Source organism: Actinomycetospora chlora (assembly GCF_039542135.1).
In the GTDB taxonomy this organism is placed as follows: Bacteria; Actinomycetota; Actinomycetes; order Mycobacteriales; family Pseudonocardiaceae; genus Actinomycetospora; species Actinomycetospora chlora.
This window is the reverse complement of record NZ_BAABHO010000051.1, coordinates 1-24,958: the sequence shown is the minus strand read 5'-3', so window position 1 is coordinate 24,958 and position 24,958 is coordinate 1. Positions and strand designations below refer to the sequence as shown.

Genomic DNA, 24,958 nt, shown 5'->3' with positions numbered 1-24,958 from the left:
GTCAAGGCGTGGCAGCGGGCGGGGTGGGGATGGCGGGTGGGGGAGCGGGGTCGGCGGCCGGCAGCCGGGCCGACGAGCAGCGGCAGCGGATCCTCGCCGGCGCCGTGACCGTCTTCAGCCGGCGCGGCTACCGCGCGGCGTCGATGAACGAGGTCGCCGAGCAGGTCGGGCTGCGCAAGCCGACGCTCTACCACTACGTGCGGACCAAGCAGGACCTCCTCGTCGCCGTCTACGAGGAGGTGCTCGACGAGAGCCTGGCCCGCGGGCGCGCCATCGTCGCCCGGGCGTCGTCGACGCGGGAGGCGGTGCGCGAGCTGATCGTCGACCGCGCGGCGTACACCTGCGAGCACCGCGACCTGCTGACCATCTGCTTCGAGGAGGAGTCCGAGCTGCCGCCCGACCTGCGCCAGCCGATCCTCGAGCGCCGGCGCGTCTACGAGCGCCTCGTGCGCGAGGCCGTCGAGGACCACCTGCGCGAGAGCGGCCTGACCCTCCCGATCGCGGTGAACGTCTACGTCAACACCCTGCTGGGCGCGGCCAACTGGACCTACAAGTGGTTCGACCCCGCCGGCCCGCGCACCCCCCGCGAGCTCGGCGAGGACGTCGCGACGGTGCTGCTGGCGGTGCTCGACGCGGGCTGAGCGCCTACGCGGGCAGCAGCGCCTCGTCCTGCACGAAGATGCGCGAGACGGCCGGGTCGACCTGGTTCTCCGCCCGCATCCGCGTGATGAGGTCGGCGACGGTCACCCCGCGCAGGCCGGCGAGGGTGATCCGCCCGTCGTAGCGGCTGGCGATGCAGCGCTCCACCCGGGGCGCGTGCACCGCGGCGCAGTGCGCACGCACCCCGTCGGCCAGGGCGGCGACGAGCGCATCGAGCCCGTCCTCGCCGTCGAGGACGACCTCGACGCACGCCTGGTACTGCCGGTCGAGGGGCTTGGACATCACGGTGCCGGGGTGGTCGAGCGCCACCTCGATCTCCTCCAGCAGGTGCCGGCGCACCTTGCGCGCCGACCCGGCCAGCGCCGGGGCGAAGGTGTCGGCGACCCACGACCGGAACGTCGCGACGTCGACGTCCGGGCGGCGGCGCAGGAACAGCAGGTGCCGCAGCAGCCCGTCGGTGCCGTCGGGGGAGGGCGCGGTGCTGTCGACGAGCGTCTCCGTCGCGTCCCCCACGCTGGGATAGGCGAGCATCTCGCTGAGGAAGTTGATCCCGTCCAGCATCTGGAAGTGCGACGCCTCCTGGAACGTCGCCAGGTCCTCCATCGACGCGAAGGTCGCCTCGGGCACGCCGTGGAACTCGTCGGCCTCCGCCGGTGCGGCCGACACCCCGTCCACCGCGGGCCAGCGGGAGTCCGCGAACGACACCAGGTGCAGGAACACGCTGCGCAGGCCCGGGTAGCGGGCCGGGAGGGTGACGTGGACGTCCAGCCAGTACTGGCGGAACTCGGCCACCGTCATCCCCTCCTTCTTGCGCAGGGGCATGACGAGGGTCAGGGCGTCGGGCTGATCGGGCATGGGGACCTCCGGGTGAGCGGGATCACAGCCTGACCAGCCCGCCGCGCCCCGGTCAGGGACGGGTCCCGCTCACCGGGACAGCTCGCCGTCAGGCGTCCCGGAACACCGGGTCGCGCTTCTCGAACCCGGCGGTGACGGCCTCGACCTGGTTCGGGCTGCCGATGAGCGCGCCGATCTCCTCCTGCTCAGCCGCGAACCCCGTCGCCAGGTCGACCCGGCCGGCCAGGTCGAGCAGGCGCTTCGCGGCGCGCACGGCGTGGGGGCTGCGCCCGGCGATCCCCCGGGCGAGCTCGAGGGCGGCGCCGACGGGGTCGTCGTCGGTGCGCGTGCAGAGCCCGAGGGCCGCGGCCTCGGTGCCGCTGACGAAGCGGCCGGTCAGCGTCAGCTCCTTGGCGACGTCGCGGCCGACGAGCTCGGGCAGCACCTGGGTGCCGGTCATGTCGGGGATCAGGCCCCACTTCGCCTCGAGCACCGAGAGCCGGGCGTCGGGGGCGACGATGCGGATGTCGGCGCCGAGCGCGATCTGCAGGCCGCCGCCGAGCGCGTTGCCCCGGATCGCCGCGATCACCGGCACCGGCAGCTCCGCCCACACCCACGCCGCGCGCTGGCCCGTCGCCCGCGCCGGGCCGTCGGTGTCCGGGAGCTGCGCCGACGCCGAGAGCCGCTCGCCCGACGCCATCGCGCGGAACGACCCGAAGTCCAGCCCGGCGCAGAAGTCGGGCCCCTCGCCCGAGAGCACCACGACCCGCACCGAGCGGTCGGCCTTCAGCCGCTCGCCGGTGTGGACGAGGCCCTCGAACATCGCCGGGTCCAGCGCGTTGCGCTTGTCGGGACGCGCGAGCCGCACGTCGGCGACGCCGTCGGTGACCTCGACCGTGACCCGCTGCTCGTCGCTCATGGTCGCCAGTCTCGCAGCGACCGGCGCGTTCGCTGCTCCTGCGGCGCCGGAGACCGGCCGACGATGATCAGCACGCCCGTACGGTCACCCGGGAGATCGACATCGACCGTGAGGGCGGGCTGGGCTGACCACGGCGCCGGTCTTCCGTCGGCGTCCGACCCACTGCCATGCTCGCTGAACGGTCGTTCAGGAGGAGGTCGGTGTGGACTTCGCGCTCCCGGCGGAGCTGACCCAGCGGCTCGCGGCGCTCGACGACTTCATCGAGCGCGAGATCGTGCCGCTGCAGGAGCAGGACGACAACCAGCGCTTCTTCGACCACCGCCGCGAGTGGGCGCGCACCGACTTCGAGCACGGCGGCGTCCCGCGGCGGGAGTGGGAGGAGCTGCTCGCCGAGATGTTCCGCCGCGCCGACGCCGCGGGCTGGTTGCGCTACGGGCTGCCGGCGGAGGTCGGGGGCGGCGACGGCACCAACCTGGACATGGCGGTGATCCGCGAGCACCTCGCGCACCGCGGGCTCGGGCTCCACAACGACCTGCAGAACGAGTCGTCGGTGGTCGGCAACTTCCCGTTCGTCCACATGCTGCTGGCGTTCGCGACGCCCGAGCAGCGCGAGGAGTTCACGGAGCCGGTGCTCACCCGCACCGCCCGCCTCGGCTTCGGCCTCTCCGAGCCCGACCACGGCAGCGACGCCACGTGGATGGAGACGACCGCCGTGCGCGACGGCGGCGACTGGGTGATCAACGGCGCGAAGCGCTGGAACTCCGGGATGCACTCCGCGACCCACGACGTCGTGTTCGCCCGCACGTCGGGCGACGACGGCGACGCCCGCGGGATCACCGCGTTCTTCGTGCCCACCGACACGCCCGGCTTCTCGGTCGACTTCCACTGGTGGACGCTCAACATGCCCACCGACCACGCCGAGGTCAGCCTGCGCGACGTCCGCGTGCCGGACAGCGCGATCTTCGGGTCCGAAGGACAGGGACTGGACGTCGCGCAGACGTTCGTGCACGAGAACCGCATCCGCCAGGCCGCGTCGGGCGTCGGGGCCGGGCAGTACTGCATCGACCGCAGCGTCGCCTACGCCCGCGAACGCGTGACGTTCGGTGCCCCGCTGGCCACCCGCCAGGCGATCCAGTGGCCGCTGGTGGAGCTCCAGACCGAGGCCGAGATGCTGCGCGGCCTGGTGCGCAAGACCGCGTGGGAGCTCGACCGCGTCCCGCACGCCGAGGTCAGCGACCGCGTCTCGATGTGCAACTACCGCGCCAACCGCTTCGTCTGCGACGCCGCCGACCGCGCCATGCAGGTGCACGGCGGCCTGGGCTACTCACGGCACACGCCCTTCGAGCACATCTACCGCCACCACCGCCGGTACCGGATCACCGAGGGCGCCGAGGAGATCCAGATGCGGCGGGTGGCCGGCTACCTGTTCGGCTTCCAGGGCCCGCGGAAGGTCCGGTGACCGAGCTCGGGGCCGCGCTGGCCCGGCGGCTCACCGCGCTCGCCGGCGCCGACGTCACCGTCGAGGGCCTGCGGCGGCTCACCGCCGGCGCCAGCCGCGAGACGTGGTCGTTCAGCGCGGTCGGGCCCGGCGGGCGGCGCCGGCTGGCGCTGCGCCGCGACCAGCCGGGTGCCGACCGGCCCGCGGGCATGGCGCGCGAGGCGGCGGTCATCGCCGCGGCGGCGCGCGCCGGCGTCCGCGTCCCGCCGCTGGTGGACAGCGGCACCGACACCGCGACGGTCGGGTCGCCCTACCTCGTCACCGAGCACGTCGACGGCGAGACGCTCGGTCCGCGGCTGCTGCGGGAGGACCGGTACGCCGCCGCCCGCGCGGGCCTGGCCGCCGAGCTCGGGCGCACGCTCGCGCGCGTCCACGCGATCCCCGTCGCCGACGTCCCGGGCCTCGAGGCCGCCGACCCCGTCGAGAGCCTCCGCGCGACCTACGACGCCCTCGACGAGCCGCTGCCCGCCGTCGAGATCGCGCTGCGCCGCCTCGACCGCGAGCGGCCCGACGCGGTGGGCGAGGCCGTCGTCCACGGCGACTTCCGCCTCGGCAACCTCATGATCGACGAGGGCGGGCTGCGCGCGGTGCTCGACTGGGAGATGGTCCACCGCGGCGACCCCCGCGAGGACCTCGGCTGGCTCTGCGTCAAGTGCTGGCGCTTCGGTCGGGAGCTGCCCGTCGCGGGCCTCGGGACGGTCGACGAGCTGCTCGACGGGTACGCCGAGGTCGCCGGCGTCCGCCCCGACCCCGCGGCGGTGCACTGGTGGCGGGTGCACCGCACGGTGTGGTGGGCGCTCGGGTGCCGCGAGATGGCCGGGCGCCACCTCGACGGCACGACGCCGTCGGTGGAGCTCGCCGCGATCGGGCGCCGGGTCGCCGAGCAGGAGCACGACCTGCTGCTCGCCCTCGACGTGCCCGACACCGCCGACCGGCCGGCCGCCGAGGCGCCCCGCCCCGACCTGCCCGGACGCCCGTCGGCGACCGACCTCGTCGAGGCCGTCGCGGGGTTCCTGCGCGACGACGTCATGACCGTCGACGACGAGCGCCTGGCCTACCTGGCCCGCGTCGCCACGGGTGTCCTCGACGGCGTCGGCCGCGAGCTGCGGCTCGGCCCCGACCACGAGCGACGCCACCGCGAGCGCCTGGCCGGCCTCGGGTACCGCGACCAGGCCGACCTGGCCCGGGCGATCCGCAGCGGGGCGGTCGACGACACCGACCCGGCGCTGCTCGCCGCGGTCCGCGCCGACGTCACCGACAAGCTCGCGGTCACCAACCCGCGCTACGCCGCCCTGCCCGGACGATGAAGGAGGCCCCGTGCGCGCCGTGACCACCGGCCTGCGGTTCCCGGAGGGCCCGATCGCCCTGCGCGGAGGCGACGTGCTCGTCGTCGAGATCCGCCGCGGCACGTTGACCCGCGTCGCGCCGGACGGGCGCACGACCGTCGTCGCCGACTGCGGCGGCGGCCCCAACGGTGCCGCGATCGGCCCCGACGGGGCGGTCTACGTCTGCAACAACGGCGGCTTCGCCTGGCACGACCGCCCTGACGGCGTCACCGCGCCGGGCCACCAGCCCGACGACTACATCGGCGGGCGCATCCAGCGGGTGACGCTCGACGGGACCGTCACCGACCTCTACACGGCGTGCGACGGGCGCCCGCTGCGCGGGCCCAACGACATCGTCTTCGACGCCGCGGGCGGTTTCTGGTTCACCGACCTCGGCAAGAAGCGCGCCCGCGACCAGGACACCGGGGCGCTCTACTACGCCCACCCGGACGGCACCTCGATCACGGAGGTCGTGCACCCGCTGGTCGAGCCCAACGGGGTCGGCCTCGCGCCCGACGGCTCGCGCGTCTACGTCGCCGAGACGGGGCCGGGCCGGCTGTGGGCGTGGGACGTCACCGGGCCCGGGCAGCTCGGGCCCCGGCAGCTCCTGCACGGCTTCGAGGGCTTCCAGCCGCTCGACTCGCTCGCCGTCGACGGCGACGGCAACGTCTGCGTGGCGACGTTGGTGACCGGCGCGGTGAGCGTCGTGAGCCCCGGCGGGCAGCTGCTGCGGCAGGTGCCCGTCCCGGAGCACGATCCGTACGTCACCAACATCTGCTTCGCCGGCGCCGGGAGCCGCACGGCCTGGGTGACGTCCTCGGGCCGCGGCGTCCTCTACGTCACGGAGTGGGAGAGCGCGGGCCTGGACCCGGCGTTCAGTGTGTAGGCGTTCACGGCACGAAGGGATGACGGCATGGCCTGGGACTTCTCGACCGACCCCGAGTTCGCGCAGCAGCTCGCGTGGATGCGGGCGTTCGTCGACGACGAGATCCTGCCGCTCGAGACGCTCGACCTCGACGGCCCGACGCTGGACCGCCTGACGGCGCCGCTGAAGGAGGAGGTCAAGGCCCGGGGGCTGTGGGCCGCGCACCTGCCGCCGGAGCTGGGCGGCCAGGGCTTCGGGCAGGTCCGCCTGGCCCTCATGCACGAGATCCTCGGGCGGTGCGCGTACGCACCGGCGGTGTTCGGCAACAACGCGCCCGACTCGGGCAACGCCGAGCTCCTCGCGCTCGGCGCGACCGACGAGCAGAAGAAGCGCTGGATGGAGCCGCTGCTCGACGGCCGGCTGCGCAGCGCGTTCTCGATGACCGAGCCGGGCGCGGGCGCCGACCCGACCCTGCTGACCACCCGGGCCGAGCGCGTCGGCGACGAGTACGTCGTCAACGGGCACAAGTGGTTCACCTCGAACGGCTCGGTGGCCGACTTCCTCATCCTCATGGCCGTCACCGACCCCGACGCTGCGCCGCGGCGGCGGGCGTCGATGTTCGTGGTGCCGGCGGACACGCCCGGGGTGGAGATCCTGCGCGACGTCCCGACGATGGAGCACCCCGAGGAGCGGTTCGGGTACGTCGGCGGGCACGCCGAGATCCTCTACCGCGACGTGCGGGTGCCCGCGGAGAACCTCGTCGGCAACGAGGGCGACGGCTTCCTGCTCGCCCAGCAGCGCCTCGGGCCCGGCCGCATCCACCACTGCATGCGCTGGCTGGGGCAGTCGCAGCGGGCGTTCGACATGCTCTGCGAGCGGGCGGTGTCCCGGTATACCGCCGGGTCGCTGCTCTCGGAGAAGCAGATGGTCCAGGACTGGATCGCGACGTCGCGCGCGGAGATGACCGCGGCCCGGCTGATGACGCTGCAGGCGGCCTGGACGATGGACCAGGGCGGCACGGCGGCCGCGCTCACCGAGATCGCGATGATCAAGTTCTTCGGCGCGAAGGTCCTCTACGACGTCATCGACCGGGCCATCCAGGTGCACGGCTCGCTCGGCTTCACCGGCGACCTGCCGCTGGAGTCGATGTACCGCCACGCCCGCGCCGCGCGGATCTACGACGGGCCCGACGAGGTGCACAAGGTGACCGTCGCCCGCCGCACGCTGCGCGACTACGAGCCGCGCGAGGTCCCCTCCGAGCACGTCCCGACGCGGCGGGAGGAGGCGCGGCGGAAGTTCGCGCACCTGCTGGACGCCGCCGCCGTCGGCAGCTAGAAGTTGTCCCCGACCGAACCACTCCCCGAAGGAGGACCCCGGCGATGATCGCTGTGGGCGAGAAGATCCCCGACGTACCGCTGACCACGGTGGACGCCGCGGGGAACACGGAGTCCGTGCGCTCCGGAGAGCTCTTCGCGAGCGGACGGAGCGTGCTGTTCGGCGTCCCGGCCGCGTTCAGCCCGACGTGCAGCGACTCGCACCTCCCGGGCTTCGTGGCCCGGGCGGGCGAGATCACGGCCAAGGGCGTCGACCGGATCGTGTGCGTCTCGGTCAACGACCCGTTCGTCATGGGCGCGTGGGCGAAGGACCAGCAGGTCCACGGCGTCACCATGCTCGCCGACGGGTCCGCCCTGTTCGCGAAGGCCATGGGTCTGGACATGGACGGCACGGACTTCGGTCTCGGGGTCCGGTCGCAGCGCTACGCGGCGGTCATCGAGGACGGCACGCTGACCTGGATCGACGTGGAGGACGCGCCGCCGGACCACGAGAAGTCCACCGCCGAGGTGGTGCTGAGCAAGCTCTAGCGGCAGTCGACGATCCGCCGCGCGATGGCGGTGTAGCGCTCCACCAGCTCCGGGACGCCGAGCCCACCGTCGGGCTCGAACCACTGGGCGATGGCGTTGCACGAGGCGATCACCGCGCGGCGGGCGTCGTCGGGGTGCTCGCAGCGGAAGACGCCGCGGGCGACACCGTCGTCGACGAGATCGGCCCACAACCGGCTCGCCGCCGAGCGCATCTCCGCGAGGCGCTCGCGGTGGGCCGGTTCGAGGTTGCGCCACTCCGACGCCGCGATGGTGCTCTCCACCTGGCGGCTGACGCGGTACTCGACGGTCGCGCGGACCAGGGCTCCGAGGCGGGCGGCGGGGTCGTCGCCCGCCTCGCGCAGGGCCTCGTCGCAGCGGCCGAAGTACTCCGCCGTGCTCTCCTCGATCACGGCGGCCAGCAGGTCCTGCTTGCCGGCGTGCCAGTGGTAGAGCGCGGAGAGCGAGAGCCCGGCGCCGCGGGCGATGTCGCGGATCGACGTGCCGTGGTAGCCGCGCTCGGCGAAGCTCTCGCGCGCCGCCCGGGTGATCGCCTCCCGCCCGCCCCCGCGCGGGACGACGGGCGGGGCGGTGCCCGGGGACATCGCGTCACCATAGTGGCCGGGTGAACGGACGATCGATAGCTTGCGGGGACGCCGCCGCCCGACGAGAGGACCCCCGTGGACACCGACGTCCTGCTCACCGACCAGACCGACGGCGTCCGCACGCTGACGCTCAACCGCCCGCAGCGACGCAACGCGCTCGACGCGGGCTCGTGGCGGGCGCTCCACGCCGCGCTCACCGCGGCCCGCGACGACGAGGACGTCCGCGCCCTGGTGCTCACGGGTGCGGGCGGGGCGTTCTGCGCCGGCGCCGACGTCTCCGAGAAGCGCGAGGGTCACCCCCTCGACCGCATGCGCTTCGTCAACGAGATCGCGCTGATGCTCCACGAGCTGCCGGTCCCGACCGTCGCCCGGGTCGACGGCGTCGCCGTCGGCGCGGGGTGGAACCTGGCGCTGGGCTGCGACCTCGTGGTGGCCACCCCGACCTCGCGGTTCTCCCAGATCTTCGCCAAGCGCGGGCTCTCGCTCGACTTCGGCGGGTCCTGGCTGCTCCCGCGTCTGGTGGGGATGCAGCAGGCCAAGCGCCTGGCGCTGCTCGCCGAGATGATCGACGCCGACGAGGCGCTGCGCCTCGGGCTCGTGACGTGGGTGGTCGCGCCCGAGGAGCTCGACGGGTTCGTCGCCGACCTCACCGCCCGGCTCGCGGGCGCCGCGCCGGTCGCGGTCCGGCAGTCCAAGGCGCTGCTGCACGAGAACGCCGACCGCACCCTGCGGGACGCCCTGGCCAGCGAGGCCCGTACCCAGGCCGTCAACTTCGCCACCGCCGACGCCCCGGAGGCGTTCCGCGCCTTCACCGAGAAGCGCGACGCGACCTTCACCGGCGAGTGGGCCGTGGGCCGGTGACCGGCCTGTTCGACCTCTCGGGGCACGTCGCGCTCGTGACGGGCGGCAACTCCGGGATCGGGCTCGGGATGGCCCGCGGGCTGGCGCGCAGCGGCGCCGACGTCGCGATCTGGGGGACGAACACCGCGCGCAACGAGGCGGCGGCGGCCGAGCTCGCCGCGTTCGGCACCCGGGTGCGGTCCTGGCCCTGCGACGTCGGCGACGAGGACGCCGTCACGGCCGCGTTCGACGGGGTCGTCGAGCACTTCGGGCGCGTCGACTCGTGCTTCGCCAACGCCGGGATCGGCGGGTCGGGGACGCGGTTCGTCGACACCACGCTGGCGGAGTGGCGCCGGGTGACGCGCGTCGACCTCGACGGCGCGTTCCTCACGTTGCGGGCCGCGGCCCGGCACATGGTCGACCGGGGCGGGGGCGGGGTGCTGGTCGGCACCTCGAGCGTGTCGACGGTGCACGGCGCGCCGCGCAACCAGGCCTACGCGGCCAGCAAGGCGGGGCTGACGGCGATCATCAAGGGCGTCGCGGTCGAGCTCGCGCGGTACGGCGTCACCGCGCACTCGATCGTCGCGGGCTGGACCGAGACCCCGCTGGCCAGCGGCGTCCTGCACGACGAGCGCTTCGAGCGCGCCGTGATGCCCCGGATGCCGCAGCGGCGCTGGGGGACGCCGGACGACTTCGCCCGGCTCGCGGTGTACCTCGCCGGCGGGGCCGGCGGCTTCCACACCGGCGACGAGATCGTCGTGGACGGCGCGTACTCGATCTTCTGACTCGATCTCGCGGGCCTGCAACCTGGGTGCAACCCCTGCCGCCGGACGGCGTGGTCGGCTTCACTGTCACCCACGCCACACGACCGCGGGCGGGTGCGGGCGGACGCCCCCGGTCGGCCGACGTCGCCCGCGTGGAGGTAGCAGTGACCCAGACCGTCGAGAGTGCCCGCACCGACGCCGGCGCGCGGGTGGACTCCTGGCTGGACGAGTTCGCCGCGGCGGTCTCGGCCGGCGACGGTGACCGCGCCGCGGCGCTCTTCGCCGACGAGTCCTACTGGCGCGACCTCGTGTCGTTCACCTGGAACCTGATCACCGTCGAGGGACCCGCGTCGGTCGCCGACGTGGTGCGCTCGGACGCCGCGCGCGGCGTCGCGCCCGTGACCTTCGAGGTCAGCGGGGAGCCGACCGAGGCCGACGGCGTGACCGAGGCCTGGCTCAAGTTCGAGACCGCGATCGGCCGCGGGACCGGGCACCTGCGGCTGAACGCCGACGGCAAGGCCTGGACGCTGCTGACCACCCTCGACGAGCTCAAGGGCCACGAGGAGCCGGCCAGCCCGAACGCCGAGCGGCCGTTCGGCACCGAGCACGGCGCGAACCCCGACCGCGTCACGTGGAAGGAGCGCCGCGAGGCCGAGGCCGCCGAGCTCGGCTACACCCGCCAGCCCGAGGTCGTCATCATCGGCGGCGGCCAGGGCGGCATCGCCCTCGGCGCGCGGCTGCGCCAGCTCGGCGTCGAGACGATCATCGTCGAGACCAACGAGAAGCCCGGCGACTCGTGGCGCAAGCGCTACAAGAGCCTCGCCCTGCACGACCCGGTCTGGTACGACCACCTGCCCTACCTCAAGTTCCCGGACAACTGGCCGGTGTTCTCGCCGAAGGACAAGATCGGCGACTGGCTCGAGATGTACGCCAAGGTCATGGAGCTGAACTACTGGGGCTCCACGACCGCCAAGAGCGCCTCGTTCGACGAGTCCTCCGGCGAGTGGACGGTCGTCGTCGACCGCGACGGCGAGGAGGTCACGCTCCGGCCCCGCCAGCTGGTCTTCGCCCTGGGCGTCTCGGGCAAGCCGAACATCCCCGAGATCCCCGGTCGGGAGAGGTTCCAGGGCGAGGTGCAGCACTCCTCGCAGCACCCGGGCCCCGACGCGTACAAGGGCAAGAAGGTCGTCGTCATCGGGTCGAACAACTCGGCGTTCGACATCTGCGGGTCGCTGTGGGAGGTCGGCGCCGACGTCACGATGGTGCAGCGCAGCTCCACCCACATCATCCGGTCCGAGACGCTCATGGAGTACGCGCTGGGGGACCTCTACTCCGAGCGCGCGGTGGCCAGCGGCATCGACACCTACACCGCGGACATGGTGTTCGCGTCGCTGCCGTACCGGATCATGCACAACTTCCAGAAGCCGGCGTACGACAAGGCCCGCGAGGTCGACGCCGACTTCTACCAGCGGCTCGAGGACGCCGGGTTCGAGCTCGACTTCGGCGACGACGACTCCGGGCTGTTCATGAAGTACCTGCGCCGCGGCTCGGGCTACTACATCGACGTCGGTGCCGCCGAGCTCGTGGCCGACGGCAAGGTCAAGCTGGCCAAGGGGCAGATCACCGAGTTCACCGAGGACGGCATCGTCCTCGACGACGGCACCCGCCTCCCGGCCGACCTCGTCGTCTTCGCCACCGGCTACGGCTCGATGAACCGCCGGGCCGCCGACATCATCGGCCAGGAGATGGCCGACAAGGTCGGCAAGGTCTGGGGCCTCGGCTCCGACACCACCAAGGACCCCGGTCCCTGGGAGGGCGAGCAGCGCAACATGTGGAAGCCGACCCAGCAGGACAACCTGTGGTTCCACGGCGGCAACCTGCACCAGTCGCGCTTCTACTCGCTCTACCTCGCCCTGCAGCTCAAGGCGCGGTCGGTCGGCATCCCGACCCCGATCCACGGGCGCCAGGAGGTACACCACACCGCCTGAGACCCGCCCCCTGGACGAACGAACGGCGCTCTCGCTGCTACCGAAGCAGCGAGAGCGCCGTTCGTTTCTCGGGTGGGTCGGCGATCGGACGCCGGCCCTGCGCCGATCAGGTGCGCGCGGGCTCGACGGCGAGGTCGAGGACGACGTCGCCCCGGGTGGTGCGGCCGTCGTGGAGCACGATCCGCTGCGCGCTGGGGGCGAGCCCGGCGGCGCCGGCGACGAGCAGGTGGTCGCCCGCGCCGGCGGCCAGCGCGTAGTCGCCGCCGTCGTCGCTGACGGTGCGGCCCGCCTCGCGTCCCTGGGTGTCCACGAGCGTCAGCGTCGCCCCGGCCACGGCGCGGCCGGCCGCGTCGCGCACGACCCCGGCGAGGCCGGTGCCGGCGGGCTCCGGTGCGGCCTGCTCGGCGTTCTGCGTCCGCGTCGTCACCGCGCCGCGCCCGGTGGTCCGGCCCAGCGGCACGAGGAACCCGACCACCACGGCGCCGACCACGAACAGGCCGGCGGCGACGACGAACGCCACCGTGTACCCGTGCAGCGCCGCCGCGATCGGCGGGCCGGCGAAGCCGACGGCCGCGGTGCCGGCGATGCTCGAGAGCAGCGCGGTGCCGACCGACCCGCCGACCTGCTGCATCGTGTTCACCGACGCCGACGCGACACCGGCGTCCCCGGGGTCGACGCCCAGCGTCGCGGTGTTGATCGAGGTCGACATCGCCGTGCCCATGCCGAGCCCCATCATCATCAGCGGGCCGAGGATGTGGGCCGCGTAGCCGGACTCCGGGGTGAGGAACGAGAACCAGAACAGCGCGCCCGCGGCGAGCAGCATGCCGACGACCAGCAGCGGCTTGGGCCCGGTGCGCGGGAGCAGCAGCGCCGGCACGGTGTTCGCGGCGAGGACGATGCACGCGACCATCGGCAGGAACGCCACCCCGGTCATCAACGGGGAGAAGCCGAAGACCTGCTGCATCGTGTAGGCGAGGAACAGCGAGACGCCGAACATGCCCGTGGTCAGCACGAGGATCGTGAGGAACGACCCGCCGCGGAAGCGGTCGAGGACCACGCGCAGGGGCAGCAGCGGGGCGGCGACCTTGCGCTGCACGAGCACGAAGGCCACGAGCAGCACGAGCCCGACCGCGAGGAACGCGTAGACCAGCGGCGACGACCAGCCGTCGGTCTCGGCGCTGGCGAAGCCGTAGACGATGCCGAACAGCCCGGCCGAGGCCAGCACGGTGCCGACGACGTCGAGGTGCGGCCGGTGCTCCACCGGGTGGGCGGGCAGCAGGATCGATGCCCCGAGGAACGCGACCGCGGCGAAGACGGCGTTGACGTACATGCACCAGCGCCAGTCGACGTACTGGGTCAGCGCGCCGCCGAGCAGCAGCCCGATCGCGGCGCCCGAGCCGGCGAGGGCGGCGAACACGCCGAAGGCGCGCGCCCGCTCCCGGCCCTCGGTGAACGTCGTCGTCAGCAGCGAGAGGGCGGCGGGGGCCAGCAGCGCCCCGAACACGCCCTGGAGGGCGCGGGCCGCGACGAGCAGCTCGAACCCGGGCGCGAGGCCCCCGAGCACCGAGGCGGCCGCGAAGCCGACCAGGCCGACGAGGAAGGCGCGCTTGCGGCCGAACAGGTCCGAGAGCCGGCCACCGAGCAGCAGCAGGCTGCCGAAGGCGAGCGCGTAGGCCGTGACGATCCACTGGCGCTGCGCGTCGTCGAAGCCGAGGTCGGCCTGGGCCGACGGCAGGGCGATGTTCACGATCGAGTTGTCGAGGATGACCATGAGCTGGGCGATCCCGATCACGGCCAGGATCAGCCAGCGACGCCGGTCCGGCGAGGTGGCTGCCGCAGGAGAACTCACGAGGCGTACGACCGTTCTGAGCGATTCCGGGGGGTTCGAGCAGGTCGGGAACGACGCTGTCCCCGGTGTTCGACGCTATGACCTCGAGCGCGGTCGACGTCCAGCCGATTCCCGCCTCCGGTCGGGAGTCGACGAACGGTCGGTGGGGCACGCTGGCGGCATGGAGTACACGAAGCTCGGCTCGACCGGTCTGGACGTCTCGCGGATCTGCCTGGGCGCCATGAGCTACGGGGAGAAGAACGACCGGTGGCCGTGGGCCCTGCCCGCCGACGAGGCGAAGCCGTTCTTTCGCCAGGCGCTCGACGCCGGGATCAACTTCTTCGACACCGCCGACGTCTACTCCGGCGGCACCTCCGAGGAGATCACCGGCCGCTGGCTGAACGAGATGGCCGACCGCGACGAGGTCGTCGTCGCCACCAAGGTGTTCAACCGCATGCGCCCGGGCCCGAACGGCGCGGGCCTCTCGCGCAAGGCGATCATGACGGGGATCGACGCCTCGCTGCGGCGGTTGAACATGGACTACGTGGACCTCTACCAGATCCACCGCTGGGACTACGACACGCCGATCGAGGAGACCGTCGAGGCCCTCCACGACGTCGTCAAGGCGGGGAAGGTCCGCTACATCGGGGCGTCGTCGATGTTCGCGTGGCAGTTCGCGAAGGCGCTGCACACGCAGGACGGGAACGGCTTCACGCGGTTCGTCACCATGCAGGACCACTACAACCTGCTCTACCGCGAGGAGGAGCGCGAGGTGCTCCCGCTCTGCGCGGACGAGGGCATCGGCGCGATCCCGTGGAGCCCGCTGGCCCGGGGCAAGCTCACCCGCGACTGGGACGACTCGACCACGCGGGGTGAGACCGACGAGTTCGGCAAGACCCTCTACCGCGACTCCGACCGCCACATCGTCGAGAGGGTCGCCGAGGTGGCGGAGAAGCGCGGCGTCTCCCGGGCCCAGGTCGCGCTCGCGTGGGTGCTGAACAACCCCGTCGTCGACTCGCCGATCGTCGGGGCGACGAAGGAGCACCACCTCGCCGACGCCGTCGCGGCCGTCGACCTGCGCCTCGACGACGACGAGATCGCGAGCCTCGAGGAGCGCTACGAGCCGCGGGGGATCGCCGGGCACCGCTGATCACGGTCCCGGTGACGAACACCCCCGGGATCGAGGGGGTTCGTCACCGGGACGGCGATCTTCGCGGGGACGCCCGCGCGCTCAGTCGCCGCTCGACGAGCCGCTGTCGGACGAGCCGCTGTCGGACGAGTCGCTGTCCGACGAGCCGCTGTCCGACGAGACGTGGTCCGAGGAGCCGTGGTCCGAGGACGAGCTGTCCGAGGAGCCGCTGTCGGACGAGCCGCTGTCCGACGAGCCGCTGTCGGACGAGCCGCTGTCGGACGAGCCGCTGTCCGAGGAGCCGCTGTCCGACGAGCCACTGTCCGACGAGCCGTGGTCCGAGGAGCCGTGGTCCGAGGAGCCGTGGTCCGAGGACTCCTCGTCCGACGAGGACTCGTCGGACGACGAGCTGTCCGACAACGAGCTGTCCGACGACGAGCTCTCCGACCTGCTGTGGTCGGAGGACCCGGAGGACCAGCTCCCGGAGGACGAGTCGTCCGAGGAGTCGTGCGACGAGGCGTCCGAGGACGAGCTCTCCGACGACGAGCGCTCCGAGGACGAGCGCTCCGAGGACGAGTCCTCCGACCGGTCCCGGTCGGCGGACCCCTGCTCGGAGGACGACCCGTCGGACGACGAGTCCTCCGACCGGTCGCGGGAGCCGTCGTCGGCGGACGGGCGCTCCCGGCCGGAGTCGTCCGACTCCTCGCCGCCGGAGGAGCGGCCCGACGTCGCGTCGTCCGCGTCCGTGGTGCCCTGGTCGGCGTCGGCCTGCCGGCCGCCGTCCGGCAGGCCGCCGAGCGCCTCGCCGAGCCGGGTGGTGACCTCGCGCCGGATGCCCTCGCGGAGGTCGTCGCCGATGCTGCCGGGGTCGACCGTCCGGCTGTCCTCGCGGCCCTCCTCGCGGTCCTGCCCGCCGCCCCGCTCGTCGCTCTGGCGGCTGACGAGGTCCTCGGCGGTGCGGGGCGCGGCGTCGGCCGGCTCGTCGTCGTCCTCGGCCGGTGAGCCCCCCGAATCCGGACGCAGGGCCGTGGGCAGGACGGCCTCCTCGCTGCGCGGCGTCCGCGGGCCGTCGCCGCCCCGATCCGGGCCGCCGGAGTCGTCCGACGAATCCGGACGCTCCGACGACGACTCCCCGACGAGACCCCCGACGGGGTCGACCGCCCCGGCGAACGGGACCGCGTCGAGCGCCCGGAGCGGGGTGGCCGGCCCGTCCTGCTCCTCGGGTGCGCCGCCCCGTCCCGGGCGCTCCGAGGGGGCTGTCTCGCCGGACGGCGGGTCGAGCAGGTCGCCGACGGCGCCGGTGGTGCCCGTGACGGCGTCGCCCAGGGCGCCCGTCGTCTCGCGCACCGGCTCGGAGACCGAGGGGCTGACGGGCTCGGGGAAGGCGTCGGCGAGCTGGTCACCGCCGCGGGCCACCGTCTCGCCGACGCTCCGGCCCGCGTCGCGCGCGGTGTCGCCGCCGGCGCCGGCCGCCTCGTCGACGGGCGCGGTGACCGGCTCGGGGAAGTCGGGCAGCGTCGCGGCCGCGGGCCCGTCGCCGCCCGACGGACGCACCGGCGGCTCGCCGGTCTCGGGGAGGGCGACGGCGGGGTCGCCCGACTCGGGCTCGCGGGCCACGGTCGCCGGGTCCGTCGAGGCGGCGCCGGAGGAGTTGTCGCCCTCGGGCCCGGTGTCGCGTCCCGGGTCCTGCGCGAGCTCGTCGACCTGCTCGGCCAGCGGGGCCGTGATGTCGCGCGTGTCGGGCACCGGCGACGCGGCCGCCGTGGACACGTCCTGCCCGAGCGCCTGGACCTGCTGCTGGAGCAGCTCGACCTGACGCTGCGCGCTCTCGCGCTGGGAGCCGAGGTCCACGCCGACGGGTGTCGGCCCGCGGGTGGCCGCGTCGAGGTCGGCGAGGCGCTGCTGGGCCATCGCGAGGCCGGCCTGCGCCTGCTGCAGATCGGTCCACGCGGCGAGCTGCGACTCCAGGAGGAGCCGCTGGCGCTCGAGCCACTGGCGACGCTCGATCAGCGCGTTGACCTCGGAGGGACGGCGCCGCGCGTCACCGACGGCCGCGGTCCACCGGGCCTCCGACGCGCGCGCCTGGTCGAGCTGCTGCGAGATCGACGCGAGCGCGACGTTGGCGTCGGTGAGCCACTGGCCGCTCGGCACCGGCACCGACGCGGGCTGCGCGCTCGGCGTGGGGGTCTGGGTGCGGTCGAGCAGCGAGACGCCGCCACCGAAGGCCAGCGCCACGACGAGACCGCCGGCGACGACCGCCCGCGCGCGCTTGGAGTGCTGCTTGCGCAGGCGGCGCAGGGGGACCGGTTGGCGCCGCAGGGCCGGCGGGACCCGGTCCGGGGCGCCGGTCGGCCGCGCGGTGGGGGTGGGCTCGGGTGCCTCGGCGGGGAGCTCGGCCACCTCGGCGGCGGGGAGGGTCGACTCGACCGGCGTGGCCTCATCGGCGGCCGCGTCGTCGGCCACCGGGGTCTCGTCCGCTACGGCCTCGACCGGCGTCTCGGCCGCCTCGACCGTCTCGGCCGGCGCGGTCGGCAGCACCGCGGCGGTGGCGGCGGTGTCGGCGGGGGAGGGCGCCGACCGGGCCGAGCGCAGGCGTGCGCTGCGGGCGGCGGTGCGGTGTGCGGGGCAGCAGAACTTGCGTTGCGGCCCTCTCTCCGGCTGCTCGATCTCCTCGGTGCATCCCTCGAGAGCGCACTGGACGGCCATCTGGTTGAGCCCCTCCCGCACCCGGAAGTCCCACGTCCGGGGCTACTTCTGTCGTGTGATCGCCACCGTGCGCGACCGATCCGCCCGAAAAGAGAACATCGACGACCTCGGCGACACAAGGTCGTTCACGAAACGTTAGATCGTGGGTCGGCCCCGCGTCCGGCGAATCGGAGAACTCGTACCGTTGGATTGACGGATTGTTGAACAACTCCGACGATAGCCGATGTGCAGCAGGCAGATCCAGAGCTGATCGAGGTGCGCGCCGGGTCAGGCGTCGAGCGCCTGGCCGTAGGCGTCGAGCAGGTGGGCCTCGGCGTCGCGGAGGTAGGTGTCGAGCGCGTCGGCCGCGGCGGCCAGGTCGCCCGCGGCGACGAGGTCGGCGAGCGCGACGTTGCGCGCGACGTAGGGCTCGTGCATCGCCCGCGCGTCGGGCAGCACCACGAACGCGAGCCGCAGCTCCGCGACGACCCCGCGCATCTCCTCGTCGATGCGGGAGTTGGCGGCCAGGGCAGCGAGCGCGAGGTGCACCGACGCGTTGGCCGTGCCGGCGCCGTCCCAGTCGTCCGCGGCGGCCGCGCGCTCGCCCTCGCGCGCGGCCTCCACGACCGCGATGACCGCGTCCGGCGCCGCCGTCCCGCGCTCGGCGGCCTCCCGCAGCGCGCCGCACTCGAGCGCGCGGCGCAGGCCGCAGAGGTCGGCCAGGTCGTCGCGCCCGAGGCGCCGCACGAACACGCCGCGGTGGCGCTGGTGCTCGACGAGACGCTGGGCCGAGAGTCGCTGGAGCGCCTCGCGGATGGTGTTGCGCGAGACCCCGAGCGCCTCGACCAGCTGCTCCTCCGTCAGCTGGACGCCCGGCCGCAGCGTCCCGTCCAGCACCTGCGTGCGCAGCAGCCCGGCCACGCGCTCGGAGGTAGAACCGACGTCGAGCCGCTCACGCTGGAGCGCGAGGGACGCCGTCCAGCCGGCGGGGGCGCTGCGCGTCATGTCGCGAGCGTACGACGGTCGCCCGACGATCCGATCCTCCGGCACGAGGATCGTCCGACGATCGGTGGATCGCGGTGACGGCGCCGGCGCCGGACGTGCGCCCGTACGGGGACGCCGGCGTGCTCGTCGAGGTCGCGGACGTCGCGCAGGCCGTCGCGCTGCACGCGGCCCTGCGGGCGACGCCGCCGCACGGCCTGGTCGACCTCGTGCCCGCCGCCCGGTCGGTGCTCGTCCGCGTGGCCCCCGGCACCGACCTGGCCGCCGTCGCCGCCGCCGTCGCCACCGCCGTCCGCGCGGTGCGGACCACGGCGGCCGGGCAGGACCCCGGAGGGGCGGGTCCGGTGGTGGAGATCCCCGTGGTCTACAGCGGGGAGGACCTCGACGACGTCGCCCGCCTCACCGGCCTCGGCGCGCGCGAGGTCGTCGAGGCCCACACCGGACAGACGTGGACGGTGGCGTTCGCCGGCTTCGCGCCGGGCTTCGGCTACCTGGCGGGGGCGGACGAGCGCCTGACCGTCCCGCGGCTCCGGGTCCCGCGCACCGGCGTGCCCGCCGGGGCGGTGGGGCTCGCCGGCGAGTTCAGCGGGGTCTACCCCCGGCCATCGCCCGGCGGGTGGCAGCTGATCGGCCGTACGGACGCCCCCCTGTGGCGGCCCGACCGCGACCCGCCGGCCCTCCTCACGCCCGGCGCCCGGGTCCGCTTCGTGGAGCGTGCCGCGTGACCGCCGCCCTGACGGTGCTGGCCACCGGCCCGCTGGCCACGGTCCAGGACCGCGGCCGGCCCGGGCGCAGCGATCTGGGCGTCGGGGTCTCCGGGGCGGCGGACCGCCGCGCCTTCGCGCTCGCCAACCGGCTCGTCGGCAACGACCCGGCGGCCGCCGGTCTCGAGGTCACCGCGGGCGGGCTCGTGGTGCGCGCTGGGGAGCGGATGGTGGTCGCGGTGACCGGCGCCCCGGGGCCGGTGCTGGTCCGCCGGCCGAGCGGGCGGCTGCGGCCCGCCGGGCTGGCCCGCCCCGAGGTCCTGTCGCTGGGGGACGAGCTCCGCCTCGGGGCGCCGGACCGCGGGCTGCGCTCCTACGTCACCGTGCGCGGCGGGGTCGACGTCCCGGCGGTGCTGGGCAGCCGGTCGACCGACGTGCTCGCCGGCCTCGGGCCGCCGCCGCTGCGGCCGGGGGACGTCCTGCCTGTCGGCCAGGACGTCGTCGGCCCGGTGCCCGCCTGCGACGGCGTGCCGGTGTCCGCGCCGGACGGGGGCGAGGTGACGCTGCACGCGGTGCCGGGACCGCGCGCCGACTGGTTCGATGCCGACGCCCTGCGCGCGCTGTTCGGGCGGCCGTGGGAGGTGACCCCGGCCAGCAACCGGGTGGGCATGCGGCTGCACGGACCGGAGCTCGGGCGGACACCGTCCCGGGCCGGGACGGAGCTGCCCAGCGAGGGCGTCGCGCGCGGGGCGATCCAGGTGCCGGCGTCCGGGCAGCCGCTCGTGTTCCTCGCCGACCACCCGGTGACCGGCGGTTATCCCGTCGTCGCCGTGCTGCGCGACCGCGACGTGGACGTCGCCGCGCAGGTCCGTCCGGGGCAGCGTCTGCGCCTGCGCGTCGAGGCGCCGCCGAACATTCCACGTCTGTCCTCTTGAGGGATTGTTGAACAATCCCTACGGTGAACCCCGTCACCGATCCGGGCCGCGTCGCCGATGACCCGGCGGAACCCCCGTAGGAGGTCGCCATGACCGATACCCCCACCAGCGCAACGGGCGCCGCACCACCACGGCGGTCGTCGCGCGTGATCGTCGCCAGCGTCGTCGGCACCTCGCTCGAGTGGTACGACTTCTTCCTCTACGGCACCGCCGCCGCGCTCGTGTTCAACAAGCTGTTCTTCCCGAGCTTCGACCCGCTGACCGGCACGCTGCTGGCGTTCACCACCTACGCGGTCGGCTTCGTGTCGCGGCCGCTGGGCGGGTTCGTCGCCGGCCACTACGGCGACCGGTTCGGGCGCAAGAACGTCCTCGTCGTGACGCTGCTGGTCATGGGCGCGGCGACGTTCCTCATCGGTTGCCTGCCGAGCTACGCGGCGATCGGGACGGCGGCGCCGATCCTGCTGGTGGCGCTGCGCTTCCTGCAGGGTCTCGGGCTCGGCGGGGAGTGGGCCGGCGCGGTGCTCATGTCCCTCGAGAGCGGGGACCCGAAGAAGCGGGGGCTCAACGCGAGCTGGCCGCAGATCGGGGTGCCGGTGGGCAACCTGCTCGCCGCGGCCGTCCTCGCCCTGCTCAACGTGGTGCTCAGCGAGGAGGCGTTCCTCTCCTGGGGCTGGCGCACCGCGTTCTGGGGCTCGGCGCTGCTGATCCTCGCCGGGCTGTGGATCCGGCTGACCGTCGCCGAGAGCCCGGTGTTCGCCGAGGCCGCGCAGAGCGGGCGCAAGTCGTCGATGCCGCTGATCGAGGTGTTCAAGCGCCACCCGCGCGGGCTGCTCGTCGCGATGGGGGCGCGCATCGGCACCGACGTCGCCTTCTACACGTTCGTGCTGTTCATCCTCACCTACATCACCACCGAGCTGGGCCTGCCCCGCGGCCTCGGGCTGAACGCGGTGCTCATCGGGTCGGCCGCGCAGCTGGCGCTCATCCCGTTCTTCGGGGCGCTGTCCGACCGCTTCGGCCGGCGCCCGGTCTACATGGCCGGCGCGGTCGCGGCCGGCATCTGGGCGTTCGCGTTCTTCCCGCTGCTCGACACGCGGTCGACGGTGGTGATCATCCTGACGACGGTGGTCGCGCTGGCCACCCACGCGGCGATGTTCGGGCCGCAGGCGGCGTTCATCGCCGAGCTGTTCTCCACCGAGCTGCGCTACAGCGGCGCCTCCATCGGCTACCAGGTCGCGGGTGTGCTCGGCGGGGCGATCGCCCCGATCGTCGCGGTCGCCCTGCTCGACACCTTCGGCTCGGGCTTCGCGATCGCGCTGTACGTGCTGGCGATGATCATCATCACCGTGATCGCGCTGTGGTTCGCGCCGGAGACGGCGAACATCGGCCTGCAGGACGAGCACCCCGACGTCGAGCACGCGGCCGGCGACACCGACGCCCCGACCGTCGCCACGCGGACCTGACCCGACCGCACCTGGCCTGCTCCGGGCCTGCACCTGGCCCCGTCCCCGGACCCCGGGGGCGGGGCCTTCTGCTGTGCGGGGCGTGATCGGTCTGCGTGCTCGACCCGATGTCACGTGCCCGCGCGAGCGACCGAGCTCCTGGTGGGGTGCCGACCGGCACGGTCCGCAGGTCGGCGAGCACGTCGATCATGCACAGCGTGCCTCTCGTCGCCGTGATCACTCCGGCTGCTCCACCGGGGCGTCCGGAGAGCCGGGGATCCGCCGGTCGAGGGTCGGCGTCGCACGAGCGAGCGGGGAGTTCGCGCGCAGAGAAGCAGCAACCGCCCGTTCGCTGCCGGTGGGGGACGGGCGACTGCCTCGGCGGGCGGTACCCCGGGAGCCCGGGGCACGGCGGGCGGTACCCCGGGAGCCCGGGGCGCCGCCCGCCGTGCGGTCAGCTCGTCGCGATCCGCAGCCCGTCGCCGGCGAGGATCCGGTCGGCGTCGTGGATCTGCGGGTTCAGCTCGAGCAGGTGGTCGACCGTCGTGCCGTGCTGCTGGGCGTAACCCGTCAGCGTGGCGCCGTCGGCGATGACCACGACGTCGCTCGGTGGCGCCGGCACGGTCAGGACCTCACCGGGGGTGATCCGGTCGGGGTCGGACAGCCCGTTGTCGGCGGCCAGCAGCTCGACGGGCACGCCGGTCTGCGTGGCGATGCCGGCGAGGGTGTCGCCGGCCACCACCGTGTAGCCCACCGCGGGCACCGGGGCCGGCACCGCCGAGGGCGCCGGCGCCGGCGACGGGGCCGTGGCCACCGGCGCCGGTGCGGGGGCGGCCGCCGGCGCGCTCTCGCCGAGGGCGCCCCCGAGGAGCCCCAGCAGCAGGGCGGCGCCGAGGGTGACGGCGACGGCGAGGCCGACCGCGCGGCGCATGACGGCGGCGAGGTCGGGGGTCCGGCTGGTCGTGCTGGTCATGATCGTTCCTCCTGGGTCGTGAGGGGGATGTCGTGGTCGGGGCCGGTCACGGCCGCGGAGGCCCCCTCGCCCGCGGAACAGCGGTGAGGTGCAGCCAGCGCCCGGCGAGGTCGCCGGCGTGGGTGTCGTGGCCGCCGGGAAGGGCGTGCCGTCGGCGTGGTGGCGCTCGTGGGTGAGGACATCACGCCACCAGGCCGCGACGGCGGGCTCGTCGTGGCGGGCGGCGACGGCGGCGGCGCGTTCGGCGGGGACGACCACGACGCCGCCGGCGGTGAAGGCCAGGGTCCGGTCGACGACCTCGCGCGCCCGGTCCGCGGCGAGGCCGCGACGCTCGAGCTCGGCGCGCAGGACGTCGGCGGGCACGGTGCGCACCGGCGGCCCGCGGGCGTCCCACGGCAGCACCGCGGGGTCGAGGGGCCGGGTGCGGTCGGCGAGCGCGCTCAGCGCCGCCGCGACGAGCGGGGTCGGGTAGGGCGTCGGCCCGGGCAGGGCGAGCGGGCCGTCGTGGGCGTGGTCGGGCGTGCGGGGCGCGAGGAGGCCGAGGCGGTCGCGGGTGATCGTCACCTCGTCGAGCAGGGCGGCCAGGTCGCGCCCGAGGACGAGGGCGTGGGGCAGGTCGTCCTCGACGCGCACGTGCTCGAGGCGGCGCTCGACGTCGACGCCCGCGACGCGGATCGCCAGCGTGACCCGGTCGCTGCGGCGGATGCCGCGGGCGGTGTCCTCGACGAGGTGGGGGAGGAGCCCGAGCTGCTCGGCGAGCTCCGCGGACAGGGTGGTCTCGGAGCTGCGCGGGTTGAGCACCGCGCGCACGCCGCGGGTGCGCCGGGGGCCGTCGACCACGGTCACCCGCGCGCGCAGGCTCGCCGCGAGCGCGCCGCCCCGGGCGGGCACGCCGTAGAGCGCGACGGTCGCGTGCCGGCGGGCGCCGACGGCACCGGCGGGCGTGCGCTCCGCGCGGCGGGCCAGGGTGCCGCGCCGCCCGTCGTCGGCGATGCGCAGCACCAGCTCGCCGTCACCGGCCCAGCCGCCGAGAAGGTCGCGGCCCCAGCGGGAGTGGCGCAGGTCCGCCTGCACGCGGACGCCCGGCAGCCGGACCGGGGTGTCGTCGCCGACGAGCCGCACCTCCAGCGGGCGCCGCAGCCGCGACAGGGTCGGGTCGTCGGCGTCGACGACGAGGTCGTCCGGCCCGATCCCCAGCGAGAGCGCGGTCTTGACCGTCAGCGTCGTCGCGGCCGCCTCGAGGTCGGGACGCCCGACGACGGCGTGTGTGGTGCCGTCGGTGTCGGTCACCCGCACGACGAGGACCGGCGTGACCTGCCCGTACCGGGCCACCGGCATGAACGGCACCGCGCCCAGCACCCGCACCCCGACCGCCTGCAGCACGGCCCGGGCCTCGCGACGCCGGCCGCCGGGCTCCCGGGTGTCGACGCCGGTGGCGTAGGCACGGGCGGCCGGGTCGCGGTGGTCCGGGACGAGGTCGGGCAGCCAGGCGCGCGGCTGGCCGCGGGACTGCTCGGCCACCTTGAGCTCCGCGGTCGCGAGGACGGCGTGCGCGAGCGCGTCGGCGTACGCGGGGAGGGCGGGGCGCAGCCGGTCGGCCTGGTCGAGCACCGCGAGCAGGGCGTCGGGGTGGCGCTCGGCGAGGTAGGCGAGGCCCACCCGCACCCGCGGCGGCAGCGTCTCCCCGGCCAGCAGGGACTCGACCGCCGCGGCCCGGGCCTCGGGGTCCGCCGCGGGCCGGAGCACCTGGTCGACCACGACGACGAGACCCGCCGCGTTGCCCGGGACGACGTCGACGACGAGGCGGCCGTCGCGGCGCGTCCCGGTGGCGGTGACCGGCAGGCCCGTCACCGGGTCCACCGGCTCCCGGCCAGGAGCGAGGACGCGCACCGTCAGCGCCGGCACCGCCCCGCGCGGCACGCCCTGTACCGCGAGGTGCCGGCGCCACACCGCCACCGATGGCACCCCGCGCAGCAGCGCGGCGGTGGCGGCCAGCTCCGCGCGCAGCGGCTCGCCGGACGGGAGGCCCGACCGCCACGCGGCGAGGCGGCGGGTCAGCCGCTCGCGACCGCCGGCGCCGAGCTCGCGCCCGCCCGCGACGCCGGG

Annotated in this window: 20 protein-coding genes; 13 read left to right on the top strand and 7 right to left on the bottom strand. The window is 74.8% G+C overall.

Annotation, left to right across the window (positions count from 1 at the left end):
- Positions 1-8 precede the first annotated feature (8 nt).
- Complete coding sequence (locus tag ABD994_RS24805) at positions 9-641, top strand: TetR/AcrR family transcriptional regulator (protein WP_345421843.1); 633 nt, start codon at positions 9-11, stop codon at positions 639-641.
- A 4-nt stretch (positions 642-645) separates the two neighbouring features.
- Here the strand turns inward: ABD994_RS24805 and ABD994_RS24800 are convergent, their stop codons facing one another.
- Both ABD994_RS24800 and ABD994_RS24795 read right to left on the bottom strand, forming a co-directional pair.
- The gene (locus ABD994_RS24800) at positions 646-1,515 is read right to left on the bottom strand and encodes an EthD domain-containing protein (RefSeq protein ID WP_345421840.1); all 870 of its coding nucleotides are present in this window, start codon (positions 1,513-1,515) and stop codon (positions 646-648) included.
- A gap of 88 nt (positions 1,516-1,603) precedes the next feature.
- Positions 1,604-2,413 carry a crotonase/enoyl-CoA hydratase family protein gene (locus tag ABD994_RS24795; protein WP_345421837.1) on the bottom strand — a complete coding sequence of 270 codons (810 nt, stop codon included), beginning with the start codon at positions 2,411-2,413 and terminating at the stop codon, positions 1,604-1,606.
- 202 nt (positions 2,414-2,615) lie between these two features.
- Here ABD994_RS24795 and ABD994_RS24790 point away from each other — a divergent pair, with 202 nt between their 5' ends.
- Genes ABD994_RS24790 through ABD994_RS24770 form a run of 5 tightly spaced genes read left to right on the top strand, consistent with a single transcriptional unit; the run spans position 2,616 to position 7,963 of the window.
- Positions 2,616-3,872 carry an acyl-CoA dehydrogenase family protein gene (locus tag ABD994_RS24790; protein WP_345421835.1) on the top strand — a complete coding sequence of 419 codons (1,257 nt, stop codon included), beginning with the start codon at positions 2,616-2,618 and terminating at the stop codon, positions 3,870-3,872.
- Complete coding sequence (locus ABD994_RS24785; RefSeq protein WP_345421831.1) at positions 3,869-5,218, top strand: phosphotransferase family protein; 1,350 nt, start codon at positions 3,869-3,871, stop codon at positions 5,216-5,218. Before ABD994_RS24790 ends, ABD994_RS24785 begins: the two co-directional genes overlap by 4 nt.
- Positions 5,219-5,228: 10 nt before the next feature.
- Positions 5,229-6,122, top strand: a complete 894-nt coding sequence (locus tag ABD994_RS24780) for an SMP-30/gluconolactonase/LRE family protein (RefSeq protein WP_345421828.1) — start codon at positions 5,229-5,231, stop codon at positions 6,120-6,122.
- Positions 6,123-6,149: 27 nt separating this feature from the next.
- Positions 6,150-7,436, top strand: coding sequence for an acyl-CoA dehydrogenase family protein (locus ABD994_RS24775; RefSeq protein WP_345421825.1), 1,287 nt, complete (start codon positions 6,150-6,152; stop codon positions 7,434-7,436).
- 44 nt (positions 7,437-7,480) lie between these two features.
- Positions 7,481-7,963: a peroxiredoxin gene (locus ABD994_RS24770; RefSeq protein ID WP_345421822.1), complete on the top strand. Its 483-nt coding sequence runs from the start codon at positions 7,481-7,483 to the stop codon at positions 7,961-7,963.
- Here the strand turns inward: ABD994_RS24770 and ABD994_RS24765 are convergent.
- Positions 7,960-8,565, bottom strand: a complete 606-nt coding sequence (locus ABD994_RS24765; RefSeq protein WP_345421819.1) for a TetR/AcrR family transcriptional regulator — start codon at positions 8,563-8,565, stop codon at positions 7,960-7,962. The two genes, ABD994_RS24770 and ABD994_RS24765, sit on opposite strands and share 4 nt — an antisense overlap.
- A gap of 75 nt (positions 8,566-8,640) precedes the next feature.
- Between ABD994_RS24765 and ABD994_RS24760 the strand changes: the two genes are divergently transcribed.
- From ABD994_RS24760 to ABD994_RS24750, 3 genes are all read left to right on the top strand, one after another.
- Positions 8,641-9,426 carry an enoyl-CoA hydratase/isomerase family protein gene (locus ABD994_RS24760; RefSeq protein WP_345421816.1) on the top strand — a complete coding sequence of 262 codons (786 nt, stop codon included), beginning with the start codon at positions 8,641-8,643 and terminating at the stop codon, positions 9,424-9,426.
- Complete coding sequence (locus tag ABD994_RS24755) at positions 9,423-10,190, top strand: SDR family NAD(P)-dependent oxidoreductase (RefSeq protein ID WP_345421813.1); 768 nt, start codon at positions 9,423-9,425, stop codon at positions 10,188-10,190. Before ABD994_RS24760 ends, ABD994_RS24755 begins: the two co-directional genes overlap by 4 nt.
- A 143-nt stretch (positions 10,191-10,333) precedes the next feature.
- Positions 10,334-12,157 carry an NAD(P)-binding domain-containing protein gene (locus tag ABD994_RS24750; protein WP_345421810.1) on the top strand — a complete coding sequence of 608 codons (1,824 nt, stop codon included), beginning with the start codon at positions 10,334-10,336 and terminating at the stop codon, positions 12,155-12,157.
- Between the two features lie 106 nt (positions 12,158-12,263).
- Here ABD994_RS24750 and ABD994_RS24745 read toward each other — a convergent pair whose 3' ends face one another.
- A complete protein-coding gene (locus tag ABD994_RS24745; RefSeq protein WP_345421807.1) occupies positions 12,264-14,006 on the bottom strand; it encodes an MFS transporter in 1,743 nt (580 codons plus the stop codon).
- Positions 14,007-14,166: 160 nt separating this feature from the next.
- Between ABD994_RS24745 and ABD994_RS24740 the strand changes: the two genes are divergently transcribed.
- The gene (locus ABD994_RS24740; protein WP_345421804.1) at positions 14,167-15,135 is read left to right on the top strand and encodes an aldo/keto reductase; all 969 of its coding nucleotides are present in this window, start codon (positions 14,167-14,169) and stop codon (positions 15,133-15,135) included.
- Positions 15,136-15,216: 81 nt separating this feature from the next.
- Here ABD994_RS24740 and ABD994_RS24735 read toward each other — a convergent pair whose 3' ends face one another.
- Both ABD994_RS24735 and ABD994_RS24730 read right to left on the bottom strand, forming a co-directional pair.
- Positions 15,217-17,841: a hypothetical protein gene (locus ABD994_RS24735; protein WP_345421801.1), complete on the bottom strand. Its 2,625-nt coding sequence runs from the start codon at positions 17,839-17,841 to the stop codon at positions 15,217-15,219.
- Positions 17,842-18,087: 246 nt separating this feature from the next.
- The gene (locus tag ABD994_RS24730; protein WP_345421798.1) at positions 18,088-18,804 is read right to left on the bottom strand and encodes a GntR family transcriptional regulator; all 717 of its coding nucleotides are present in this window, start codon (positions 18,802-18,804) and stop codon (positions 18,088-18,090) included.
- A 74-nt stretch (positions 18,805-18,878) separates the two neighbouring features.
- Here ABD994_RS24730 and ABD994_RS24725 point away from each other — a divergent pair, with 74 nt between their 5' ends.
- The 3 genes from ABD994_RS24725 (at position 18,879) to ABD994_RS24715 (ending at position 21,900) form a co-directional block, all read left to right on the top strand.
- On the top strand, positions 18,879-19,526 hold the full coding sequence (locus ABD994_RS24725) for a 5-oxoprolinase subunit B family protein (RefSeq protein ID WP_345421795.1): 648 nt from the start codon (positions 18,879-18,881) through the stop codon (positions 19,524-19,526).
- Positions 19,523-20,440 carry a 5-oxoprolinase subunit C family protein gene (locus ABD994_RS24720; RefSeq protein WP_345421791.1) on the top strand — a complete coding sequence of 306 codons (918 nt, stop codon included), beginning with the start codon at positions 19,523-19,525 and terminating at the stop codon, positions 20,438-20,440. Before ABD994_RS24725 ends, ABD994_RS24720 begins: the two co-directional genes overlap by 4 nt.
- Positions 20,441-20,529: 89 nt before the next feature.
- A complete protein-coding gene (locus tag ABD994_RS24715; RefSeq protein ID WP_345421788.1) occupies positions 20,530-21,900 on the top strand; it encodes an MFS transporter in 1,371 nt (456 codons plus the stop codon).
- A gap of 433 nt (positions 21,901-22,333) precedes the next feature.
- Here the strand turns inward: ABD994_RS24715 and ABD994_RS24710 are convergent.
- Positions 22,334-24,958, bottom strand: a 2,625-nt coding sequence (locus tag ABD994_RS24710; RefSeq protein WP_345421785.1) for a LysM peptidoglycan-binding domain-containing protein, incomplete at its 5' end; no start/stop codon positions are given.

Excerpts from the sequence above, each read along its gene's own strand:
- ABD994_RS24800 (WP_345421840.1), bottom strand. The coding sequence starts at position 1,515 with ATGCCCGATCAGCCCGACGCCCTGACCCTCGTCATGCCCCTGCGCAAG.
- ABD994_RS24795 (WP_345421837.1), bottom strand. The coding sequence starts at position 2,413 with ATGAGCGACGAGCAGCGGGTCACGGTCGAGGTCACCGACGGCGTCGCC.
- ABD994_RS24775 (WP_345421825.1), top strand. The coding sequence starts at position 6,150 with ATGGCCTGGGACTTCTCGACCGACCCCGAGTTCGCGCAGCAGCTCGCG.
- ABD994_RS24770 (WP_345421822.1), top strand. The coding sequence starts at position 7,481 with ATGATCGCTGTGGGCGAGAAGATCCCCGACGTACCGCTGACCACGGTG.
- ABD994_RS24765 (WP_345421819.1), bottom strand. The coding sequence starts at position 8,565 with ATGTCCCCGGGCACCGCCCCGCCCGTCGTCCCGCGCGGGGGCGGGCGG.
- ABD994_RS24740 (WP_345421804.1), top strand. The coding sequence starts at position 14,167 with ATGGAGTACACGAAGCTCGGCTCGACCGGTCTGGACGTCTCGCGGATC.
- ABD994_RS24730 (WP_345421798.1), bottom strand. The coding sequence starts at position 18,804 with ATGACGCGCAGCGCCCCCGCCGGCTGGACGGCGTCCCTCGCGCTCCAG.
- ABD994_RS24715 (WP_345421788.1), top strand. The coding sequence starts at position 20,530 with ATGACCGATACCCCCACCAGCGCAACGGGCGCCGCACCACCACGGCGG.